At 41.6% G+C, this 24,853-nt stretch carries 9 protein-coding genes; all 9 read left to right on the top strand.

The features are described from left to right. Positions 1-640: 640 nt before the first annotated feature. Complete coding sequence (locus T7867_RS16715; RefSeq protein WP_068221815.1) at positions 641-14,515, top strand: BspA family leucine-rich repeat surface protein; 13,875 nt, start codon at positions 641-643, stop codon at positions 14,513-14,515. A gap of 23 nt (positions 14,516-14,538) precedes the next feature. Further along, complete coding sequence (locus T7867_RS16710; RefSeq protein WP_185101271.1) at positions 14,539-16,158, top strand: PorP/SprF family type IX secretion system membrane protein; 1,620 nt, start codon at positions 14,539-14,541, stop codon at positions 16,156-16,158. 249 nt (positions 16,159-16,407) lie between these two features. Next, on the top strand, positions 16,408-16,656 hold the full coding sequence (locus tag T7867_RS16705; protein WP_068221819.1) for a phosphopantetheine-binding protein: 249 nt from the start codon (positions 16,408-16,410) through the stop codon (positions 16,654-16,656). Positions 16,657-16,658: 2 nt separating this feature from the next. Then, positions 16,659-18,164: an amino acid adenylation domain-containing protein gene (locus tag T7867_RS16700; RefSeq protein WP_068221821.1), complete on the top strand. Its 1,506-nt coding sequence runs from the start codon at positions 16,659-16,661 to the stop codon at positions 18,162-18,164. A 2-nt stretch (positions 18,165-18,166) separates the two neighbouring features. After that, complete coding sequence (locus T7867_RS16695) at positions 18,167-19,315, top strand: acyl-CoA dehydrogenase family protein (protein WP_068221823.1); 1,149 nt, start codon at positions 18,167-18,169, stop codon at positions 19,313-19,315. Positions 19,316-19,317: 2 nt separating this feature from the next. Beyond that, positions 19,318-20,649, top strand: coding sequence for an NAD(P)/FAD-dependent oxidoreductase (locus T7867_RS16690; RefSeq protein ID WP_068221825.1), 1,332 nt, complete (start codon positions 19,318-19,320; stop codon positions 20,647-20,649). Beyond that, positions 20,622-21,764, top strand: coding sequence for a glycosyltransferase (locus T7867_RS16685; protein WP_068221827.1), 1,143 nt, complete (start codon positions 20,622-20,624; stop codon positions 21,762-21,764). The genes T7867_RS16690 and T7867_RS16685 overlap by 28 nt, the downstream gene beginning before the upstream one ends. Then, positions 21,761-23,332, top strand: coding sequence for an NAD(P)/FAD-dependent oxidoreductase (locus T7867_RS16680; protein WP_068221829.1), 1,572 nt, complete (start codon positions 21,761-21,763; stop codon positions 23,330-23,332). The genes T7867_RS16685 and T7867_RS16680 overlap by 4 nt, the downstream gene beginning before the upstream one ends. After that, positions 23,313-24,851 (top strand): glycosyltransferase family protein, encoded by a 1,539-nt coding sequence (locus T7867_RS16675; RefSeq protein WP_084375687.1) that lies wholly within the window; start codon positions 23,313-23,315, stop codon positions 24,849-24,851. The genes T7867_RS16680 and T7867_RS16675 overlap by 20 nt, the downstream gene beginning before the upstream one ends. Positions 24,852-24,853 lie beyond the last annotated feature (2 nt).

Below are 24,853 nucleotides of genomic sequence, written 5' to 3'. Positions count from 1 at the left end.
CCAATTCCCCAGTTACCCTTGGAAAGGAGGAACAATTCCTACGAAAGCGAGGAATAAAAACGAAGCAATCTTAACTTTTAGTTAGACCCACATGACGATAGTCAGATTGCTTCGTTACAAAATTCCACCTTGTTAATTTTGCGCCTCTCAAAGATGGTCCGAAATGGCAGTAGTATAAATTTAAGTGCCTAAAATTCTTACTTCCATCACCCAATGACAATTGACCAATGACCAATTCCTAACTTCTGGTGATAACTATATCTCAAAAGCTTTTTTAACCGCTTTTGCTCTTCTCAATGAACGGGCCTTTGGGTTCGGAACAAAAAAACACCCATTCAGAACAATTTCAGGTTTTCTGTTTCTATTCGCTTTATACTCGAATATCCCTTTCGGGACACCTCGACACATCTAGCCTTATCAATTCCTATATGGACTGAAAGGCGACTTGCCGCAAATAGATTCTCTCAGAAGCTTAAAGCTTAGAAAAGCTGTCTCAGGAAGTCTCTTCTCCTTGCTAAGGGAAAGTGCCCAAAGTACAAAATGGGCTATTTCTCCCTTGCCAACGGGAGATGTCCTTTAGGACAGAGGGGTCAAACACACTTTCAGAACAAAACAGCCATAGTTCAGAACATAATTTTTCATGCGCGAAAAACCATTGGTTTCTTCGCTGCTAACTATTGAATACCAAAACATCAACTTTATGAGACACTCAACTAAGACCTCTTCAAATAGTTCAAAGAATAATGGAGTCACCTATTCTCTTTTTGGACTTCTGTTATTCTTAAGCTTATCCATTCTTCCTATTACAGCAACTGCACAGTTTACTGAGCAAATAGGTCAGGATGTAATAGGGATAGGCGAAAGAGGGGAGCTGGGAGATGTTGTAAAATTCTCAGGAGATGGCACTGCCTATATTACGGTCGAATACATTGAAGATGATAACAACGATGTGGGGGTTGTCAGTGTTTATCAACAGCAGAGTGGCGCTTGGGTTTTGATGGGTTCGGCCATTAACACTGAAGATGTGGATGGTGAAATTGTGACTTTGGCTATATCTGATGATGGTCAGACCATAGCTATTGGCAATGCCCATGATTCTACAGATCAGGAAAGAGAAGGTACGGTAAAGGTGTATGCTTTTACGGGTGGAGACTGGGTTCAACAAGGAAATACCTTAAAAGGAAATAACATCTATGATCATTTTGGAATAAGCATTGACTTTTCTGCAGATGCCACCTATCTGGTGGTCGGTGCTCATAGGCCAAAAGAAGAAACTGACGACCCTGACAATATCCGTGCGCGGGCTGGTTATGTAGAGACCTATAAAAAGGGTAATTCGGGGTGGAGTCAAGTAGGAAGTCAACTCTTGAGTGGTCTGGATGTAGATACTTATGGCATGACGGTAAAGCTTTCAGAGGATGCTTCCCGATTATTCGTTTCCAATTGGGTGAATACAACTGGGGATGGTAATACAGTATTCACTTATAAAAATGAAAATGATAACTGGTCAGGAACTGGATCATTAGATGGCCAGGGGGGGCTTCATGGATTTGACATCGCCACATCATTCAATGGCGAAATACTGGCCATCGCAAGTTACTCTTCGTCTTCAACTGGTGCAGTCGATGTATATAAACTTAGAGCTGATGCTCTGGGAAATCCGGAATGGACAGCGATGGGAAGTAGACTCGAAGGAGCCAGTGGAGAAGGTTTTGGAAACAGTATAGACCTTACCCCTGCAGGGTATACTTTGTTTGTTGGAGCACCGAGATACCAAAATCAGACCACTGACAAAGTAGGGGCCGTAAAGGTCTACAATTTTTTAGGAGGCGAGTGGGTAATGCAAGACTTGCAGATCACTGGTCAAATGGATGGAGACATTCTGGGGCATGCCGTATCTGCATCAAATGATGGGCTGATACTGGCCATCGGGGCTCCGGGTGTTGATGCCAACGGCATGGATAGGGTAGGATTGGTTAGGGTTCTGGCAGATTGCCCAGCCGGGGTCACCTGCACCACACAGGAAGTGGCGGTTTGCGGAGATTCTTATGATTTCTCGAATGGCACAAGTGCTACTACTGATGGTAGATATGATATTTTTGAAACCCCAATTGAAAGAGTCAGCTACATAGTTACTTTTCAAAGTACCGAACAAGGTGTAGATGTTTTCCAAAACGCCACCATTGCCGAATCGGGCACAGTAACCTATCAGGCCAACACCAACGCCACAGGAGTACTTTCTTTCGATAAGACACAGGATTTCTGGGTAAACTTAAATGCATTACAAGATGATCTGGATGGAAAAAGCCGCTCTGTCTTTATGTGGGTCAAGGCTGAAAACAATACTACTACCAATCAGGCACTCTTTGCCGTGAATGCGGCAAATGGAGATAACCTGTCTTTCCTTTGGATTGATCCTAGTTCAGACAATCTGGAAGTAAATAGGGGAGGTTCTACCAACGAGTCGGCATCTTACAACATGGGCGACAACACCTGGCACTATGTGGGCTGGACCTACGATCATTCCACGGGTCAAACGATAACTTACGTAGATGGTATAGAAAATGACCGGTTTACTACTGGAACCTCCGTTCCAAATGCATCTGCACAATATTCATTGGGTCAGGAGTTTGATGGCAATAGTATTAGTGACCTCTATAATGGCGACATGGCAGAAATCTCTGTATGGGATGAGGTGCTGACAGGAGCTGATATTAGGCAAGCCATGATGGCGAAGATCAATAGCGGCCACCCTAAGTATAACAACTTAGTTGGGTATTACTCTGTTTTCGGAGATTGTAACGATACTAATGATGTTTTAAAAGACCATTCTGGCAAAGGCAATGATGGGCTAATGGTCAATGACTTCACGGTTGATTTTCAAAATGTGCAGTCTATTCCGTGCTTCAATGCCATTGACTGGTACGAACATATTAGCTGGAAAAAGGATGGTGCAGAAGTTTCAACCGATCCTACATATACTTTCGATGTAGCTGCCGGAAGTTACGAGTTGATAGCCACCAGAAACTTTGTTCAAAGCACCGATAGCTGGACCATGACTTTGAACAGCAATGCAACTACGGCAGATCTAATTGCTGATGAAACACTCTGTGCTGATGATCCTATTACCAGAACAGTAAGTACCAGTGCCGTCAACTACCTCGATTTTGAAGAAACAGAAGATAATTCAGTTCAACTCAATGCACTTACCGATGATATAGCTGGTAAAAGCTACTCGGTATTTATGTGGCTGAATAAAGAGAGCAATATTGGTAGTGGTGACTTTAACGAGGTCTTGGTCTTTCAAGATTCAGATGTAGACAACCTGAGTCGTTTTTACATCAGAGATACAGAGCGTTTAGCCTTATGGGATGGTACTAATGATCGCCTAAATTCTTCTGTACTGTCTAATGATACATGGTATTTTGTTGGGTACACTTATGACAATGCAACTGGTGAGACAAAACTCTACCTGAATGGTAATGTGGAAGACAGCGGAACGCTGAATATGCCACTTGGCGATGGCTGGATTGCAACGCTAGGGGCAAAATATAATGACAACGGCCTAGAAGATTACCTGGATGGCAAAATGGCCGAAATCACCATCTGGGATAAGGTTTTAACTCAGGAAGAAGTAACCAGCCTAATGGGCGCTGCCTCGGCACATGATGCCACTAATCTGGTAGCAGCTTATGGTACTCATAAAAATATTGCCGACAATCTATTGCGCGACCTTACCGATAACGGTAACAATGGCTTGGCCTCTCACAGCTCCATATTTGTAACAAGTCATGAAGCTGAAATCACTGATTATGATGCCTCTGCCAATTATTCATTCTCTTGGAAAAAGGGTGGTGCTGAATTTGATACCGATGCCACAGGAAACATTGCGGTAGAAGAAGGAACCTTGCAATACTCCGTAACCTATGGTACTCCGCTATTCCAAAAATTAGATGACTTTAGCTTGAGTTATACTAATTTGATTCCTACCCAGCCAACAGGTAAGACAATAGCCTCATCTACCAATGTAACCTTTGAAGTAGAAGAAATACCGGGTGCGTCTTACCAATGGTATAGAAGAGAAGAAGGGTTTGATGAAATAAACATAACAGGAGGACTTTTAAACCGGGACGTATATCGGGCACCCGATGGTACCATCTACAACGCTACTTCAACCGCAGGTATTTATTATACAACTGATGAGGGAAATACTTGGGTTATCAGGAACACGGCTCATGGATTGCTTATAGATGATATTAAAGAGATAAAGATCTTTGATGATAATATCTATGCGGTGCAGATAAATAAAGCTGTTAGTATTTCAAAAGATGGAGGAAACAGTTTCCAAACACTTTTTCAAGTCACCCCAAATGCCAGCGCTAATCTACCTCAGACTGTAATGAAAGCGGAAGATGGGACTATTTACATTGGAGCTCTAAATGGGTTACATGTTTCTACTGACGGAGGGGCAAATTTCAGTAAACATTCGGATGTTACAGGAATGGTTGAAGTACTCTATGAGGTGGAAGGAACTCTTTACGTAGGAAGCCGTGAAGGACTATTTATTTCAAATGATAATGGAGCTAATTTTGTTCAGAAGACTATTACAGATGGTCTTGCCTTCAATAGTATTCGAGATGTTTATAAATCTGGAAATAAGCTTTATGTAAGTACACAAACAGCGGATTTTAAAGATGGAGCTATTTCTATCTCTACAAATGCAGGTGAGTCTTTCACTAAAACCGTCACTGAAGCCAATGGGTTTAACGGGAATCTAGTGAATGCTATCTACGAATTCGCTGGACAACTCTTTGTAGGTACAAGTAGAGGGCTGTTTGTATCCTCTGATCAAGGAGATTCATTTAGTCAATTCCCTACTTCAGACCCATTTACGAAAACCGTAAAGTCCCTTAATAAATATAATGGACACTTGGAGGTGGGTACATTAGTAGGTCTATCGATCTACAATAGTAATCTTGAGCTTGAAGATCAAAATAGCGGATCAAACAACCTTATTGAGGGAGCGACAACCCACCAGTTGACTATCAGCAACGTAACATTAGAGCAGAGTGGAAATATATATTTCGTGGAGGTTACAAAAGATGGTTGCAAGCAGCAATCGGATGATCTTTTATTAACGGTTCTGGATGTGCCAGGAGTTACATCCATTACCCCGGCCAATGAAAGTACCGATGTAGCTATAGATACCGAACTGAGCATCGAGTTTAGCAAGACTGTTTCCAAAGGAACAGGTGAACTCAAAATCTATGATTATGGTACCGATGCCCTTATACAAATACTTACGGCAAATGATTTGACTATTGAAGGTAGTACAGCTACCGTTACATCAGGAGTATCTCTCGAATATGCCACCCAATACTACATTACTTTAAGTGCCGATCTGGTAAAGGATGAAAGCGATGCCGGAAACCTGGCCATGACCAATAAAGACACATGGACTTTCCATACGGTTTGTGAGCCTTTAGTCTTGACTGAGCCTGAAGATCAAACAGGAGTCATCGGTCAAAGTGTCACTTTCTCGGTTCCCGAAGTAGCGGGTGCTAGTTACCAGTGGTTTAACGAAAATGACAGAACAGATGAATTGTTGAGTAACATTGGTTCAATAGCTTCAGTTTCGGCCACCTCTTCAGGAATATTTGTAGGTGCTGCTACTGGATTATATAGGTCTACTAATGACGGAGAAAGCTTTGCCCAACTCAATGATTCTACAAATATTAATGTTGTATTAGAAAAGAATGGAATTCTATATGTTGGGTATGAATCTGGTTTGGGTATCTCTACAGACAATGGTGAAACCTTTTCAATCAAAACAACAACCAATAGTGATTTACCTAGCAATGACATTGCCAACATCTCGGTTTTTGACAATACCCTTTTCCTTTCTATAAGTGATGCTTCTATCAACGGAGGAGTAATAGTTTCTACCAATAACGGAGAGAGTTTTGTTAGAAAAACATCTAGCGATGGCCTAGGCAGCAATGAAGTATATGATGTCTTTGCAGCAGGAGATAATATTTATGTGGCCACCAAGTCAGGGTTGAGCATTTCTACAAATGGTGGCAATAGTTTTGAAAACAAAACCTCTGCCAACGGTTTAAAAAATAACAATGTTAGAAATGTGGTAGTGTCAGCGAATGGAACAATCTATGCTGGCACCTCTAGTGGCATGAGCATATCTACCGATGGAGGAGCCACTTTCACTGACATGCCAACGAATAGCGAACTTGCTAGTTCTATTGTCCGTGACTTAGAGATAGATAATGACTTAGTCTATATAGCAGTGCGGAGTACAAGTGGTGGAGCGGGTATATACTCAACCAATGATGGAGGTCAAACACTCAATACTGTTTTTGAAGAAGGTTTTGCTGGTTACAGGTCAGTGGCAATTTCAGTGCTTAATAATAAGGTATATGCTGGCGGAGTGGCCAGTACATTGCTTAGCCATTCTAGTACCAGTCCTTTGGTTTCTGGTTCAGACGCCACAGTAGATAACTACATCTCTGGAGCCAATACAAGAGAGCTCACCATCTCCAACCTTACTGAAGACTTCGACCAAACAAAATACTTCGTTGTTGTAACTAAAGGTATTTGTGAGGAGACTTCAGAACTTATTACACTCACACTTTCTGATGCCCCGATTCCTATCACCATTACTTCCTTGAATCCAAATAATGGAAGACAGAAAGTGAGCCGAAATACCCAGCTTGTGATTACTTTAGATAGCGAGGTAACAAAGGGTACTGGCAATATTGAGTTAAAAAGGTCCGTAGATGATCAATTAATTACGCAGATTGAAGCTAATGGTAGTTTAGTGTCTATCGATGGTGCAGTAGCAACAATCTCTTTAGGAGATGCCGCCTTAGATTATGGAACAGAATATTACGTTTTAATTCCTAAAACTGGTTTTACAGCATCAGGTAAAGAGTTTGTTGGCGTTACAGACAAGACCTCATGGTCATTTATTACTGAATGTGATGATTTAATTACTAATCAGCCGCAAGATCAAGTTGGAAGCATCGGAAAAAGTGTGACTTTTGAGCTTCCTGAAATAGACGGGGCAACTTATCAGTGGACTTATTATCCATTTGGAATTAGACAGAATTTACCAGAGCAAACTGGTAAATATGAGGGTACAACAACGAACAGGTTAACTGTTCTCAACCTTGATAATACTGACGATAGAGATCGTTTTCAGGTACTGGTAACCTTAGGTAATTGTTCTGAAACTTCCGATCAGGTATTTATTACTATTGGCTCCAGCTCAAATCAACCCAAGTTGATAAGCACGGTTCCAGCTTTAGATGCAACTACAGTAGAATCAGATTTTAACGCAGGAGGTAATAATTTTCAGATCAATTTCGAGGAACCTATTTCATTACAGACTTCCGCTCAATCTGGACTTATTCAAATTTACGATGCTTCCAATGATCAATTGCTTGGATCGAACACTATTCCAAGAACCGGAACTTACTTTGCCAATCTTTCAAATAATGATAGAACCCTCAATTTTAGTTTTATCAATGTTGCAGGCAATGGATCTGTAGAGCTTGAGGCTGGGCAAGAGTACTACATTCTCATTACAGAAAATCATATTAATGGTGCTGATAACGGAACCTCATATACCATCTCCGACCCAACCGTTTGGCGATTCAGCACTTTGGCCTTGCCAAGCACCCCAATGCTCACTGCCACAAGTCCGACAGACGATGCCACAGATGTGGCCATTTTGGCCAACATAACACTGACCTATAGCGAAAATATTCAGGCTTATGTATACGGAGAAGGAGGAACCACAGCCAACAATGTGGTACTATACGATGTCAATGATAATGTGGTTGAAACTTTCCCTGCCAACACCTTGACCTACAGTGGTTCTAAAGTAACCATCAATCCGTCTAGCGATTTAGCGTACAATACGGCTTACTACCTTCTGATAGAGAACGAAGCCTTCATTAGCAATAATGAAGTGAAAACTGCAGCTATTACCGATCCTACGGTGATTAGCTTTACCACGACAAGCCAGCCTAACACGGCACCGGTAGCTAGTAGTGTAAGCATTGCTGGTAGCTTAGAAGCCAATCTGGAGCTTACAGGTTCTTATAACTATAGCGATGCAGATAGCGATGCAGAATCGGGTTCAACTCTTCAATGGTATGTAGCCGATGATGCGAGCGGGGCCAATAGAACTGCAATAAGTGGAGCAACCTCAGGCACATATACCCTCACTTCTTCTGAAGTAGGCAAATACATCACATTTGCGGTATCACCAAACGATGGAACGGATGCAGGAACACAAACATTCGCCACCTATACAGGGCCGGTAGTGGCTGCTGTGGTGCCTACGGTAATCAGTACTATACCAACTGATGGCTCGGTAGATGTGGCCAAAGATGCCAACCTGAGTTTCACCATGAGGGAAACGGTGACCAAAGGAACAGGGAATATCACCCTGACACCTATAACAGGAATTGCAACTGTCATTGATGTAACTTCTAATGAGGTGGCTATTTCAGGAGCAGAGGTAACTATTAACCCAGACAGTGATTTACTAGAAGGGCAATTCTATACGGTCACTTTCGATGCCTCAGCCTTTGTTGATGCCGATGGCAACAACTCTGCTGGGCTAACCAGCCAAACTGCCTGGAACTTTACGGTAAAGGAAGCTAATGTAGCTCCTGTAGCTCAGGGGGTAAGTATTAAAAAATCTTTGGTTGTTGATGGGGTACTGGAAGGTTCGTACGCATATTCAGATGCGAATGACGACCCTGAATCGCGTACGACCTTCCAATGGTACCGAGCCGATAATTCTGCAGGTGCTAACAGAGTAGCTATTGTCGGAGAAACCACCAAAAGCTACACGGTTGTAAATGACGACAATGGCAAGTTTGTAAGCTTTGAAGTAAGGCCTAGCGATGGTGTATTGACCGGAACGGTAGAAGAAAGCACATTCTTTGGACCGGTGTTAATTAATGATGGTATCACTAATATTCCACCAGCCTTTACTTCAGATGCATTGACATCCATCTCCGATGATGAAGCCTATAGCTATACAGTCACCTACGAAGACCTGAACAATGATGTACCAACACTTACTAAAACAACAGGGCCAGATTGGTTGACAGTGAATGGTTTGGTGCTCTCAGGAAACCCAACTTCAGCCAACATTGGTAACCATAGTATTGTCTTGACCTTAGATGATGGTAATGGTGGTACAAAGACCCAAGAGTTCACTGTAAACGTTCTTCAGAGCAATACAGCACCATCAGTTAATGGAGTGGAGGTCTCGGGCACAACCACCATCGATGAAGTTTTGACTGCCACCTATAACTTTATAGATGCCGAATTGGATGCAGATAATTCATCATTCAAATGGTACCGATCTGAGGATAATTCAGGAACCGGCAAAACAGAAATAGCAGGAGCCACTACCACTACTTATGTGTTAACGGCTGCCGATGCCGGTAAATACATCAGCTTTGAGGTAACACCGAATGATGGTAAGATTAGTGGTACCGATATTGAAAGTACAGCGGTAGGTTCTATTGCCAAGAAAATACCAAGCCTTTCACTAAGTGATATATCCAAAACTTATGGCGATGCCGACTTCAACTTAGCTGCAATTACGAATTCTTCAGGAGCCGTTACTTACACTTTCGATAATGACCAAACTGGAGCGGCTATCAATGGTTCTACTGTAACCTTGGGCAATGCAGGTGAGATTTTAGTAAATGTAAGTTTGGCCGAAGATGCCGAGTATACATCTCGTCAGGTGCAAGGCACGATTACGGTAGCTAAAAAGGCCATAGCATTGAAAGCAACCGATGCGGGTAAGTTGGTTGATGATACCGATCCGACCTTAGAATTTACCGTAACAAGCGGTTCCATAGTAGGAGAAGATGAAGTAGTAACCGTAGGCAGAGATGCTGGTGAAGCACCAGGTATCTATGCCATAAACCTGACTGACGGTAACAGTGCGGCCAACTATGAAATAACGGTTGTTCCGGGAGTATTCACTATTTCACAAAGAAGCCTGACCATAACAGCCCAGGCCGCAACCAAAACCTATGGAGATAATGACCCTGACTTTGCTTACTCAATCACCAGTGGTTCACTGAATGCTGGTGACGAACTGAGTGGTGCAGTTACCAGGGTTGCAGGCGAAGATGTAGGTACTTATGCCTTGCAGAGTAGCCTGTTCAACCCTAACTACGACATAAGTTTTGAGAGTGCCGACCTGATCATTGAAAAGACAGATTTGACTGCCACGGCAGACGATCAAACCAAATTCTTGGGAGAGGCTAATCCTGAGCTTACTATTAGCTATTCAGGTTTTGAGAACGGAGATACCAAGGCAGATATCACAGAACCGACCATAGCCACCACGGCAACCGAGTCGAGCCCAGTTGGAACTTATGATATCACGCTTTCTGGTGGTGCCGCAGCTAACTATAACATCAACTTAGTTAATGGTCAACTGACTGTAGAACAGAGACCATTTATAATAACGCTTGATGCTCAATATTCTATAAGTAGAGAGATTGAGGTGTTTGGTGTTATTGAAGGGCTAATGTATGATTATACTGTAGACTGGGGAGATGGAAATATAGATACCAACTTGACAGAAGCAGCTAAGCATACTTATACTTCTGCGGGGCCATTTACTGTTAAAGTGACAGGTAACTACCCAGGGCTTCAATTGAAATACTTCAACATAAAGTCTATTGAGCAGTGGGGAAGCCAAGAATGGGAGAGTCTTGAAAATGCCCTTCAAAATAGAGAGTTGACAATTAATGCAACCGATGCTCCAGACCTATCACAAGGGCCATCTATGGCTGGTATGTTCCGCTCTACCCGTATTGGTTCTCCTGATTTAACAGCTTGGGATGTTTCATTGATTACCAACATGTCTGATATATTCAATGGCTCTGACTTTAATGGTAATGTCAGTAACTGGAATGTGAGTAATGTCACAGATATGAGTGGTGCCTTTGGCAGCACACCTTTTAATGGTGACATCAGCACCTGGAATGTAGGGAACGTCACTACCATGAGGAGCATGTTTATTCAGGCTACGGATTTCAATGGTGACCTGTCAAACTGGGATGTATCCAGCGTAACCAATATGGAGTCCGTGTTTAACAATGCAGATTCCTTTAACGGAGACATTTCTTCATGGGATGTAAGCAGTGTAACTGATATGACTGGTATGTTCTCCGAAGCAGATCTATTTAATCAGGATATTTCTTCATGGGATGTTTCGAATGTAGTGGATATGGCGGCCATGTTCTCTGGTACGAAGGCCTTTAATCAACCAATAGATGCTTGGGATGTGAGCAGCGTGGTGACTATGGAAATCATGTTCAGAAATGCCGATGCCTTCAACCAAGATTTGAATTCATGGGACGTGAGCAAAGTGGAGAAGTTTGACGAAATGTTCAAGCAGACGGCTCTGTTCAATGGTGATATAACAGGCTGGGATGTATCCAGCGGACAGGATTTTGAAGAAATGTTCCAAGAAACGGAAGCTTTCAATCAGCCTATTGGTAATTGGAACCTGGCTAGTGCCACACGAGTAAGAAGAATGTTCAGAGATGCTGAGGTATTTAATCAGCCAATCAACAACTGGCGTTTCCCTAACCTCGAGAGTTTAGAGCAGATGTTCTGGGGAGCACTGGTATTCAACCAGGACCTGAACGACTGGGATGTCTCCAATATTACCAACATGGCCAGCACCTTTGAGGAGGCAGAGTCTTTCAATGGCAATATTTCTAATTGGGATGTAAGCAAGGTGGAAGACTTTGACGAGTTCATGAATGAAACTCCTTTCAATCAAGATATCAGTGGATGGAATGTGAGTAATGCTAAGGACTTCGGCAGAATGTTCGAAGACTCACCTAACTTCAATCAAGACCTCAGCAATTGGGATATGAGTAAGGCAACCGATGTCGCTTATATGTTCGAGAGCGCGTCCAGCTTCGATCAAGACATCAGTAGCTGGCAGTTGACGAGTGTAACCAGTTTTGGTTCGATGCTCAAGAACTCTGGGCTTTCAGTTGAAAACTATGACGCATTCTTGATTTCGATCTCTGAGCAAGAACTAATAACCGATGTTCAATTTGATGTCGAAGGCCTCCAATACTGCGCAGGTGCAGCCGCCAGACAATCATTGATTGACAACTTCAACTGGACAATCGAGAACGATTCGCAGGCTTGTTCAGCAACGGTGACCATTGCCGATGTGTCGGCCAATGAAGATGATGGAGCTATTACAGTTACCCTAACTTCCGATGCTTTTGTAGTTGGTGGCTTCACGGTAGATATAAGTACAAGCAATGGAACTGCCGAAGCAGGTATGGATTACACCGCTGTGACTTCCGAGACCATCACTTTTGCCGGAACAGTAGGAGAGACCCAAAGCTTTACGATCACCCCAACGGCCGATTCGAGTGTAGAGAGTGATGAGACACTGACGGTTAGCATGAGCAACTTGGTGACAGATGCTTCGAACACAGTAACCATTACGGATGAGGCGACAATAACCATCCTAAACGATGATGTGCCAGTAGTTTCATTCAACACAACGGCCGAGAGTAACGCAGAATCAGTATCTACCGCCAGCATAGAAGTAATGCTAAGTCAAGCTGGTTTGGTCGCGTCAACAGTTGACTATACTGTATCGGGTACAGCTACAGGAGGAGTTGATTACACTCTTGCCAATGGTACACTCAGTTTTGCAGCAGGAGAGCTTAGCAAAAGGATAGACCTGACAATTGTTGACGATGCGCTTATTGAGGAAAATGAGACGGTAGTGATAACCCTATCCAATGCCTCTGGTGCCAGCTTGGGTACCAATACAGTGTACACTTATACTATTGTGAACAACGATGCACAGGTGACCATTGAAGATGTGAGCCAGTTTGAAGATGGAGAGTCTTTCTTAGTTACCGCTACACTTGAAGGGACTATAGAAGGCGGATTTACCGTTGATCTATCGACTGCCGATGGCACAGCTACGGTGGTCGATGGAGACTACACCGCGGTTAGTGGAACTACATTAACCTTCATCGGAACCGATGGTGAAGTTCAAAAGCTGGATATAGCTCCGGGTGTTGATAGCAAACTCGAAGCCGATGAGACCTTTACTGTTTCCTTGAGCAACCTGTCCGGAACCACAGCCAATGTAGTAATCACAGACCAGGCCGTATTGACGATCAAGAACGATGATGCAGCGGCAGTAACCCTTGCCGATGCCAGCGGAAATGAAGGAGACGGAGCCATTACAGTTACGGCTACCCTAGACAATGCCGTTCAGGGCGGGTTCACGGTAGAAGTAAATACAGCAGATGGAACAGCAACGCTAGCCGATAGCGACTACACAGCCGTTGCGGGTAAAACGCTGACCTTTGCCGGAACAGCCGGAGAAACGCAAACCTTTACAGTAACTCCAACCAACGATCTGGTTATTGAGGCCAATGAAACACTGACTGTTTCAATGAGTAAGTTAAGCACTGCCTTGGGGGTTGATATCAGTGATGGAGCCACGGTAACCATCGTTAATGATGACTTCAACAACGCTCCAACCGACATCGCTATAAGTACCACTTCAATAGCCGAGAACAATGCGTTGAATGCAGCTATTGGAACACTGACTACGGCTGATGCCGATGCTGGTAACACCCACACTTATGCACTAGTAAGTGGTGCAGGAGATACCGACAATGCCAGCTTCACGGTGGATGGTTCAACCTTAAAAGCGAACAACACTTCGTTCAACTTTGAGGATAAAGCCAGCTATTCGGTTCGTATTGAAACCAACGATGGAGCAGGCGGAACTTTTGCCAAGGCCTTTGAAATTACGGTAAGTAATGTAAATGAAGCACCATTTACGCTGAGCCTTACCAATGCCACCATCGATGAAGCCGATGAAGCCCAAGAAGTAGGTCAGCTTATGTCGCTCGATCCAGACAATGGAGACACTTTCACCTATAGCCTGATGGCCGGTGATGGCGATGCCGACAATGCGCAGTTTGCCATTAGTGGCAACACTTTGAGCACAGCGGGAGCCATAGATTTTGAAGATGGGGCAAGCCGAAGCATCCGTGTGCAGGTAGCCGATGCAGGCGGGCTTACTTTCGAGCAAACCTTCAGCATAACTATTGAAGATGTGGTGGCCGAACCAGTGAGGGAGTACACCCAAAACCAGCCAGGAGCCGATGTGAAGAACGTATTCTCGCCAAACGGTGATGGAATCAACGAAACCTGGGTGATTGAAGACTTGCTGGACAACCCGTTCAACCAGGTGAAAATTTTTGCTCAAGGTGGAAAACTCATCTACAGCAAAGTGAACTACTCCAACGATTGGGCAGGGACGTTCAAGGACAATCCGGTGCCAGATGGTACCTACTATTACGAGATACTCATCTTTGAAAACGAGCAATCTACAAGCCCAGCCAGAACCATTAAAGGCTTCCTGACCATCATTAGAAACAGATAATTATCAAAGTCATGCATAAGCAAATGAAAAACATCAGAAACAAATTCATCCTTGTCTTTACTATGGCTTTGATAGCGATAGGCGTAAAGGCACAGCAAGTACCCTTGTACAATCAGTACTTCAATGCAGGCACATTGGCCTACCCTTCGGGGGCAGTCTTTCAGGAGCATCGTTACATAAGTTTGGTGTACCGCGACCAGTTTGGGGGGCTGGTCGGGGCACCAAAGAACTTCGCCCTGGCCTATAACTCTACTTTTAGAAATAAGCTGGCTTTTACAGGAAATGTAACTACAGCCGACATTGGTTTCACCAGTCAGGTCAAATTCTCTGGAGGCATAGGCTATAAACTGTTTGGCGAAGCAAACGATGGACTGAGTATAGGTAGCCAAGTTGGTCTTTCCTTCTTCAGCCTGAACGAAGAAAGAGTGAACCCAGAAAACCCATCGGACAATGTGCTGGTAGACTTACTGGGTAACAATGGAAGCTCCTTGAGTGTAGACTTTTCGGCCAGTTACCGAAAAGGTAGACTGGGCATAGATGTGGCCGTTCCAACGGTAATCAACCAAAGCCTGTCAGACGATGCCTATATCCGCATTAACGATGACAACGTGCCTGACTTTATAGGTGGAGCAAGATATGGCTTCACCATCAACCCAGAGCTGAGTTTCACCCCATATTTGGGAGTGAGGTTGAGAGAAACCATTGGTGCCGAACTGGATGTAATGGGAGAGTTGGACTTCAAAGACAAGTTCAAAGCCTCGTTGGGCTACCGCGATAACTACGGACCAACCATTGGTATTGGAGCTCAGCTGTTGCCAAAGCTGTTGTTCACCTACAACTATGATTTTGGACAGAAAGACGCCCCGTTCTTGGCTGATGGCTTCAATGAGTTTGGGCTTCACTATCAGCTTAACACCCCGGAAGAAAAGGCCAATGTATGTGAAGAAGAAGGGCTAGCCGTAGTGAACAGGATCATAGACCAACGCATTTTCGATGAAAACCTGGTGAACCCAGAAGACAAAGAAAAAGCCTTGTGCTACTTGAAGAGCTTGGAAGAAGGCAAGAAGAAGGAAGTCAATAAGAAAGCAGAAGAAGCCTATAAGGCCCTATTCTTAAAGATTGAAAAAGAAGAGTTGGCCAAGATAGAAGCAGCCAGACTGGAAGCCTTGCGAGTGGAGAAAGCCAAGCAAGAAGCCGAAGAAGCAGCAGCAGAGCGCAGAAGGGTGGAAGAGATTGAAAGGGCCAAGATGAAAGAGCTGGAGAGATTGGCTTTGGAGAAGGAAAGGGCGATCAAGAAAGCCTTGAGCCTGGCCACAGAATCAGTCGCCTTTAACTCTGGCAGTGCCAACCTGAAAGAAGAGTCGTTTGAGTCGCTCAATCAGGTGGTGGAATTACTCAAGTCCAACCCAGAGCTCAGGTTGAAGCTATCGGGCTACACCGACAATAGCGGTAATGCCCAGTCGAACCTAGCGCTATCCAAACAAAGAGCAGCAGCAGTAAAAGCCTACTTAGTAAGCCAAGATGTAGCAGCAGATAGGTTAGAAGCCGAAGGTTATGGCATAGCCAACCCAAGAGCAGACAACAGCACAGCCGAAGGCCGGGCACTCAACAGGAGAGTGGAGCTTTCCATCATAAAGAAATAAGTTGATGGCTATTGAAGGTTGAGGTTAATAGTCAAAATAAAAAGCCACCGAACGGGTGGCTTTTTTCAAGTGAAGAGCGTTGAGGTGAATGAGTTTTTAAAATGAAAGGAGCTTAGAATAGGACAATATGAAGAGCTTCGAATTGCGCGACAATTATATTTTGTTTATCGACTTATAAATGAATTAATAGGCTTATAATTAAGGTTTCGGTATCTAATTTCTGAACAAGCTGGATAGAGAAAGAGACTAATGGAAATAAAAAAAAGACTAAAAGACTATTTGGTTCAGAATGTTTTGGATCAAAATGAGGCTGGACAGCTATCTGATACTACCACCCTGATTTCAAGTGGAATTGTTGACTCAATCACCACTTTACAACTGGTCGAATTCATTGAAACAGAATTTAACATAGAGTTTGATGCTCATGAGGTAGATAGGGATAATCTAGATACGCTCATCTTGATTGAAAATTTCGTAGAGCGTAAACGTCAAGGATAAAGGTGGATAGGCTTTTATCCAACATACTTCTAACACCTTTCTCTGATTATCCTGATAATCCAGCATTTGATTTGCCTGGGGTTGAAGAGCTGACTTATTCAGGGATTAATTGGAGATCAAACCAGTTGTTAGATTTTCTCAATAGCATTGGAATTGAAAAGGGAGACCGGGTAGCTATTTGGTCCGGAAAAAGCATCGATACCTTGGTTGTATTATTGGGTGCCGTATTAAATGGTTGTGTTTATATACCCGTAGATAAGCTGGCACCATTGGATAGGTTGAAGGCAATTTTAAGTGATAGTTTGCCTCAAGCTTTAATCTTGAATAGTGACGATAAGAGCTCATTAGACCTTGAAGGAATCCCTATAGTTGATAAACGACCGATTCCAAATACCTCTTTGCTCATTTTAAAACTGAATTGGTGTAAATCAGAGCTAAAACTTCCATCAGATTTAGCGTTTATTCTCTATACATCCGGATCGACAGGTGTTCCGAAAGGAGTTATGATAACGCATAAAAATGCACTCAGTTTTATCAATTGGGCTTCAATAAATTTTAGTTTTTCAGAAAATGACATCTTCAGCTCTGTAGCACCTTTTCATTTCGATCTGGCGGTATTCGACATTTTTGTAGCTATGGTGCATGGTGCTAAGGTGGTACTAATGGATGAACAAACTATTCGCAATCCTCTGTTGCTTGCTCAGCTTATAGAGGTAAAGGAGATTACGGTTTGGTATTCAACCCCAACAATTCTCATGCTCATGCTTAGGTATGGAAAGTTGAAACGGAGAAATTACAGTTCAATCCGACATGTATTTTATGCGGGTGAAGTTTTTCCTAAAGAGCAATTAGTTTCAGTAAAAGAAGTATGGAACAAGGCTGATTTTTATAATCTCTATGGGCCGACAGAAACCAACGTGTGTACTTGGTGGACCATTCCAAAGAATCTTCCAAATGAATTTAACTCCAGGACAATAGGTGTGAATTGTGGTCATACTCAATGCGAAATCCTGAATGAGGAAGGATTGGAGAGTGAAATAGGGGAGTTAGTGGTAAGTGGCGATTCTGTGAGCCCGGGGTATTTAAATCGGCCAGAATTAAATAAGTCTAAATTTTTTGAGGATAGTTCTGGGATCACCTGGTATAGAACTGGAGATCGGGTACAAAGACTTCAAAATGGAGGCTTCAATTATTTGGGTAGAATAGACCGCATGGTAAAAAAGAGAGGCTACCGGATAGAACTCGATGAGATAGAGACGGTCTTAAATAGTAATGAGAATATTTCCAGAGCAGCGGTAATTAATGAAGTTAGTGAAGAAGGAGAAATAAGTATCATTGCTTTTGTTGTAGCCTTCAATCCGCAGTTTAGCATAGGTGAAATGAAAGACTATGTTAAGCACAAATTGCCATCTTATATGCTCCCGGATAAGTGGTTTTTTGTAGATGATTTGCCTCTTACAAGTACGCAAAAAGTAAACTATCAAGACCTTAAACTACTAGTGAAGTAACTATGAATTTTTCTTTTTCACCATACCAAGAGGATATTAAAAATGAGGTTTTAGACTTTGCAAAAAAGCATTTGAATGAGGACATAGTTACTAGAGATAAAAATCAATTTTTTGATAGAAGTCTCTGGAGTAAGCTTGGTGAAATTAAGTTGCCTGGTTTGTGTATTCCTGAAGAGTTTGGAGGCCGAGGACTTGATCCATTAACCACTGTTTTAGCTCTTGAGGCTTTTGGAGAAGGTTGCGAAGATGGAGGCCTTTGTTTTGCTGTGTCAGCGCATATGTTGGCCTGCTGCGTTCCTATTTGGCTTTATGGCAGCAATGACCAAAAGCAGGCCTTTTTACCAAAGCTTTGCGATGGTACATGGATAGCGGGGAATGCCATGACTGAGCCGCATTCCGGTTCTGATACATATGATGTAAGAACCACGGCTGTAGCATGTAAAGACAATTATATTTTAAAAGGTCACAAAAGTTACATTTCTAATGGTCCTGTGGCAGATGTTATACTAACCTATGCTTTAACCGATAAAGAGAAAGGCTTCTTTGGAGGTATATCTGCTTTCTTGCTCAGCAAAGAAATGCCTGGATTAACCCTTACAGATTCAGTAGATAAAATGGGAGTGAGGACATGCCAAATGGGAGAGGCTAGATTTAAAGATTTAGAACTTTCAACAAATAGTGTTCTTGGCAAAGCTGGTGCCGGAGCAATGATTTTTAATAAGTCCATGGAGTGGGAAAGAACCTGTTTGGGAGCCATCCATTTGGGCGCTATGAGTCGTGTTTTAGAGAATACAATTGCCTTTGTTAAAGAGAGGAAATCGGGAGATAAATCAATAGGGAGTTATCAAGCAATAAGTCATCAATTGGCTGACTTAAAAGTTGGATTGGAGGCTTCAAGACTTATGACTTATCAGGCTGCCTGGAAACTTGGTAGTTCTAAGATGAGCACGATGGAAGCCTCTGCCAGTAAGCTCTTTGTGAGTGAGTTTTTTAAAAAGTTTGCCACATCAATTTTTCAAATTTATGCTGGTAAAGCCTTTAGGGAGAATCATGAAGCAGAACGTCTGTTGCGAGACGCTATGGCCAGTACCATCTATTCAGGTACATCGGAAGTTCAAAGAAGTGTTATTGCAAAAATGATGAGAGTATAACAGTGGATAAGGTTTACGATTTTGTCATTATAGGAGGTGGTCCGGCAGGTAGCACTGCTGCTTCTAATTTAGCCAGAAATGGATTCAAGGTGTTGGTGCTGGAAAAGGAAAAGTTCCCAAGGTTTCATGTGGGGGAATCTTTATTGCCATTTTGTTACGGGCTTTTCAAAGATTTGGGAGTGCTGGGTCAAATGGAAAAGGAGTTTAAAAGAAAACCGGGTGTTACATTTTCTAATTCCGATAATACCAATAGTTCTAACTGGTGTTTTAATCACCTCATTAAGGACGACTCACACTTATCCTTTCACGTGGAAAGGGATCGGTTCGATAAAATTCTACTGGAAAGAAGTCGTGAACTTGGTGCTGAGGTATTGGAAGCTACACAAGTTTCAAGCGTTGATTTTTCATCAAACAAACATGTGAAAGTCGTTACCAAAAGCGAGGAATGTTTCCTTGCTAATTTTCTAATTGATGCTAGCGGGCAAGACGCTTTTCTCGGAAAGTTGCAGGGTACTAAAAGAAATCAACCACAGCTTAGTCAACGCATTGCCCTTTCTGCTCACTGGGAAAAGGCTAAACTAGACCCAATATTGAAGGAAGGAAACTTGAGGATTGTTTCCTTAGAAGGAAGAAAGAAGGGTTGGATTTGGATGATTCCAGTTTCTGACCAAAGACTTAGTGTTGGAGTAGTTGTTGAGCTAGATTACTTCAAAAGCAAGAAAAGAAATGAGAAAAGTAGTTCAAGTGATTGGCTGAGAGATTTTTATATAAGTGAGGTTAACTCTTGCAGGTTAGGTAAGGAAGTCTTGACGAGTGCTAAAATGGCGATGGAGGTTGCTGTCAATAGTAACTATTCATTTGATGTTTCACAAAAGTATGGAGATAGGTTTGCCGTAATTGGAGATGCCGCATCTTTTTTAGACCCTATGTTTGCCAGTGGAGTGTTTGTAGGAATGAAAAGTGCGATGTTGGTAACCAATGCCCTTCTTAATATAAATGAAGGTGAATATGAAAGTGAGCTTATTGATGCTTACTCTCAGATATCTGGGGCATACCAATTATTGGAATTAATGATTACAACTTTCTATAACCCAGATGCCATTAAATTTTCAGAATTAGATCATGGGTCTATAAGTGAGTATAAAAAGCTGGATACAGTTTTTGGCATAATGCACTTAGTTCTGGCAGGAGATTTTTTTTCCAACCATAAGAACTACCTGAAAGCAATAGAGGTGTTGTCAAGTGCAAAAATGGTAGAAAGGTTTCGTCACCTTACTAATCATACGGATACTCAAACTTCGCAGGTTTGTACAAAAAGTATGTTGTCTATATAGCCGTACCGGAGGTTAAGAAAATGAATCTTGCTAAGCAGAAAAATAAGAAAGATAATTCCACAATGAGCTCCTCTATATCAATAGTCATTGCAGCCCATGTGTTGGATTCGAAACTCAGGCGTTGTTTGAATGCCGTTTCGTCTTACTCTACCGAAAATCTGGCCGAGGTAGTTTTGGTTCTGGATGGAATTGATAGGGCGAACCAGTTTTTCGATAATGTTGACTCTACTGATTTAAAAGTTATTAGCCTGGATAAATCTTATGGACCTGCTTACGCAAGAAATATCGGAGCTTCTCAGGCAAGAGCAGATGTCTTGTTTTTTCTTGATTCTGACGTAGAAATAAGTGCCGATACTCTTTCTAAGGTTGCAGATCATTTTTTATCTCCCAACGCTCCTGATGCCCTAATAGGTTCTTATGATGATGAACCCGCAGAAACCTCGGTAGTATCCAGATTTCGTAATCTTCTCCATTATTATACTCATCAGCAAGCCTCAGATGAGGCTAGCACATTTTGGGGGGCTTGTGGAGCCATTAGAAAAGATGCTTTTGTACAAATAGGTGGTTTCAATACGGATTTTTCAAAACCAAGTGTCGAAGATATTGAACTCGGATATCGCTTAAAATTGAAAGGATATAGAATTAAGCTTAATAAAGAATTACAAGTTAAACATCTGAAAAAGTGGTCTTTTAAAAGTATGGTTGAAACGGATGTGTTTTTAAGAGCAAAACCATGGACCGAACTTCTCTTTCAATATAAACAATGGGGAAAGAGAGATTTGAATGTGAAGAATTCCGAACGGGCCGCTGTATTCATACTGTGCATGTTGTTGATCAGTCTCGGTTTTGGTTTATTTTACACATACGCGCTTTTTCTTTCTCTTGCTTTCTTTTTAATACTGCTAGTAATAAAGAGAAACGTTTACTTTTTCCTTTCTAAACACTTTCGTCAACAGCTTCCTATAGTGATCATTTTGCATTGGACTTACTTAATTAGTGGAGCCTTTGGCTTGGTATTAGGTCTGGTTTCACACTTTTTCAAGGGACAAAAGCAGAACAGTGTTTCATTTGCCGATTCATCTCTTATCTACGATACAACTAAACCCAAGGTATGATAAACGAGGGAAATAATACTGTTGTCATAATTGGGGCCGGTCCTGCTGGTTTAACAGCAGCTTACGAGCTTTCAACTAGAAGTTCGAAGCGGATAATTGTCATTGAAGCAGATAGTCAGGTGGGAGGAATTAGTAAAACGGTAGACTATAAAGGCAATAAAATAGATATAGGGGGGCATAGGTTTTTTTCTAAGTCCGACTGGGTGTTGAATTGGTGGCAAAAATTTCTTCCAATTCTGGCTCCTGAAGATGAAGTGGTAGCCACTTATCATAATAGGCAGAAGACTATAAAAATTGATCAAAGAGCAAGCCCTGATAGGCCTCATATGCTTATTAGGCCTCGAAAGTCAAGAATTTACTACAACAAAAAGCTTTTTGAATACCCTATTAAGTTGAACTTGAATACCCTTCTTAAAATCGGTTTATGGAAGAGTATAAAGATTCTGTTTTCAATTCTTTACAGCAGGGTATTTCCTAGAAAAGAAGAACAGAGCTTAGAAGACTTTTACGTGAATAGATTTGGTTACGAGTTGTATTCAACGTTTTTCAAAGACTATACTGAAAAAGTATGGGGCAAAAAGTGCACCGAAATCAGTGCGGAATGGGGGCGTCAACGTGTAAAGGGACTTAGTTTAAGAAAGATAATAAGGCATTATCTCACCACACTATTCTATCCTTCAAAACAGTCTTTTGCTAGTGAAGAAACTGAGCAAACCTTAACTGAGTATTTTCTCTACCCTCAATGCGGGCCTGGGCAGTTATGGGAGACCGTTGCTTCTAAGTGTATTGAAAATGGTGTAGAGATTAGGTTAAATCAAGTAGTTGACTCTATTGATTTTATGAGTGGGCAAGTTTGCGGAGCTACATGCACAAACTTGGTTACTAGAGAAAGGGAGTTGATAAGATGTCAAGACATTATTTCTACCATGCCTGTAAGAAACCTAGTTCGCAGTATGAATGGTGTTGTACCGAATGCTATTCGCAATATAGCCTCTGACTTAGAGTATAGAGAGTTTTTGATTGTTGGGTTGTTGCTTGATGAACTTGTACTCAAAGACAAAAATGGTTTGGATGTAAAGGATAATTGGCTATACATTCAGGAAGGTGATGTCAAACTCGGCAGAGTTCAGCTATTTCATAATTGGAGCCCATATATGGTGGCTGAAAAGGGCAAGTACTGGATTGGTGCTGAGTATTTCTGCCAAAAGGGGGATGATCTATGGACACTGTCGGAAACCGATTTGACTGCTTTGGCAATCGAGGAACTATCTAGGATCGGAATTATCGATAGGTCGAAAGTATTGGACAGTACTGTAGTTAAGATGCCTAAGGCGTATCCTTCTTATGTGGGAAGCTATAACGAATTCAGTAAGGTTAAAACCTACTTTAACTCCATAAGCAACCTCTATCTCATTGGAAGGAATGGAACCCATCGATATAATAATCAAGATCATTCTATGCTCACTGCCAAAGAGGCTGTAGACAACTTAATAAATAAGGTAACTGATCATAGTAATATATGGGCTGTAAATACAGAAATGATATATAATGAAGAATTGGAAGCCTAGTTACGTAGAAGTGCTTATCGGTTTGATAGTTTTTTTATCAGGGTGCTCTGTAGTTATTGCAGTTATGCCTAATGAATGTTTTTTTTATGGAAATGCTGACGTTGATCTAAGTCCGGTGGGGATGGCTTTGAGTAAAGCGTATTTTAATTATTTTGACCTTATCAACTTCAAAAATCAAGGATATATAAATAATGGTGAGTTTCATTTTTATAGAAATTGGCCACCTTTGCACTTTTGGCTTCTAAGTAAATGGTATGGGATAGTGGGGGTAGAATCAATACAAGCTGCTAGATACTTCTCTGTAATTATTTATGGGATTACCAGTTTGTTTTTCTATTGGTTACTTGTTAAAAAACATAGATTATCAATAAGGGTCTCCCTAATTTCCTCGATTGTCTTTATGCTTTTACCTGTTAATCTAGAGTCGTCTTATTACATATATTCAGACATCTGGGTTAATCTTTTCTGGCTACTAGCAATTTTACTTCTTGCCAATCCTAAGAAACTCTACTTTGGAGTTTTTGCGGTTGTCTGTGTTATAGGCTTTTTCTTTCATTGGTTTATCATATTTCTTTTGCCGGCATATATCACTTATCATATTCTTTCTAAAGTGCGGCATGGTAAGGTTAACAGGTTCTTTATTTTTTCTTTTTTTTTTATAGTAATCCTTAGTCTTGTTTTTCTCCATTCGATTTCAACAGATAGTACGCTTATTCTTGCATTAGAAGAGCATTCGACACTAGGCCTGTTTAACGGAAATGCTCCTTATTTATGGATGGGAACCAAACAGATGGTGCTTTTGTTTTTTAGTGTTTTTGTGTTGTTTTTTTTAAAAAGGCAGTTTTCAAAACTTTCACTCAAATCACTTATCGGATTATTAAAGACTGAGCAATACAGTGGACTTTGGTATTCATTCAGTTTAATCATAATAGCTCTTCTCATACTATTAGTATTCATGTTGCAGTGGTTTGTTGTTCACAGACACGCCTTTATGTTTTTATCTGTTCCTTTGGGCTTATGTTTTGCATATTTTCTATCAATTATTGAAGAGAGATCATCAGGAAGTATAATCTTGTTAGGACTAAGTTCTATCATCATATGTGTAGCTCAGTATTTGATATTGTATGGTGTGACTTACTATAGGCATGGTAAGATTCAAGTTCAAGATGAGAACATCTCAGAGTTTATTGTTCAGAGAAAACCATCCAAATCACTTAAGTCGAATATATTTTTTAATATTAATTCAAGTATTAATAATAGAAGAAGAATAAACAAGTTTGCAATTAGAGAAAGAACCGACTCGTATATTTTTGAACTAGACTCATTGTTATTTGTGGATAGATTGGATGAACAAATGGTTTTGAGTATTCAAAAGCTTAAAGCCTTAAATGCACTTGGTGCTGATGAGTCTTCTGCGTTCTTGATTACTGAAAGATTAGTGGATTACGGAGATTTACGGTTGATCGATTCAGCAGTCTATAACAATATTATAGTCTATCAACTGGATGTAGAAAGGTGAAG

It is taken from the genome of Roseivirga spongicola (assembly GCF_034376045.1).
Taxonomy (GTDB): domain Bacteria; phylum Bacteroidota; class Bacteroidia; order Cytophagales; family Cyclobacteriaceae; genus Roseivirga; species Roseivirga spongicola.
This window is presented reverse-complemented; position numbering and strand designations above follow the sequence as displayed.

Bases quoted from the DNA above. Each gene is read 5' to 3' on its own strand.
- T7867_RS16715 (WP_068221815.1), top strand. From the start codon at position 641: ATGCGCGAAAAACCATTGGTTTCTTCGCTGCTAACTATTGAATACCAA.
- T7867_RS16710 (WP_185101271.1), top strand. From the start codon at position 14,539: ATGAAAAACATCAGAAACAAATTCATCCTTGTCTTTACTATGGCTTTG.
- T7867_RS16705 (WP_068221819.1), top strand. From the start codon at position 16,408: ATGGAAATAAAAAAAAGACTAAAAGACTATTTGGTTCAGAATGTTTTG.
- T7867_RS16695 (WP_068221823.1), top strand. From the start codon at position 18,167: ATGAATTTTTCTTTTTCACCATACCAAGAGGATATTAAAAATGAGGTT.
- T7867_RS16680 (WP_068221829.1), top strand. From the start codon at position 21,761: ATGATAAACGAGGGAAATAATACTGTTGTCATAATTGGGGCCGGTCCT.
- T7867_RS16675 (WP_084375687.1), top strand. From the start codon at position 23,313: ATGAAGAATTGGAAGCCTAGTTACGTAGAAGTGCTTATCGGTTTGATA.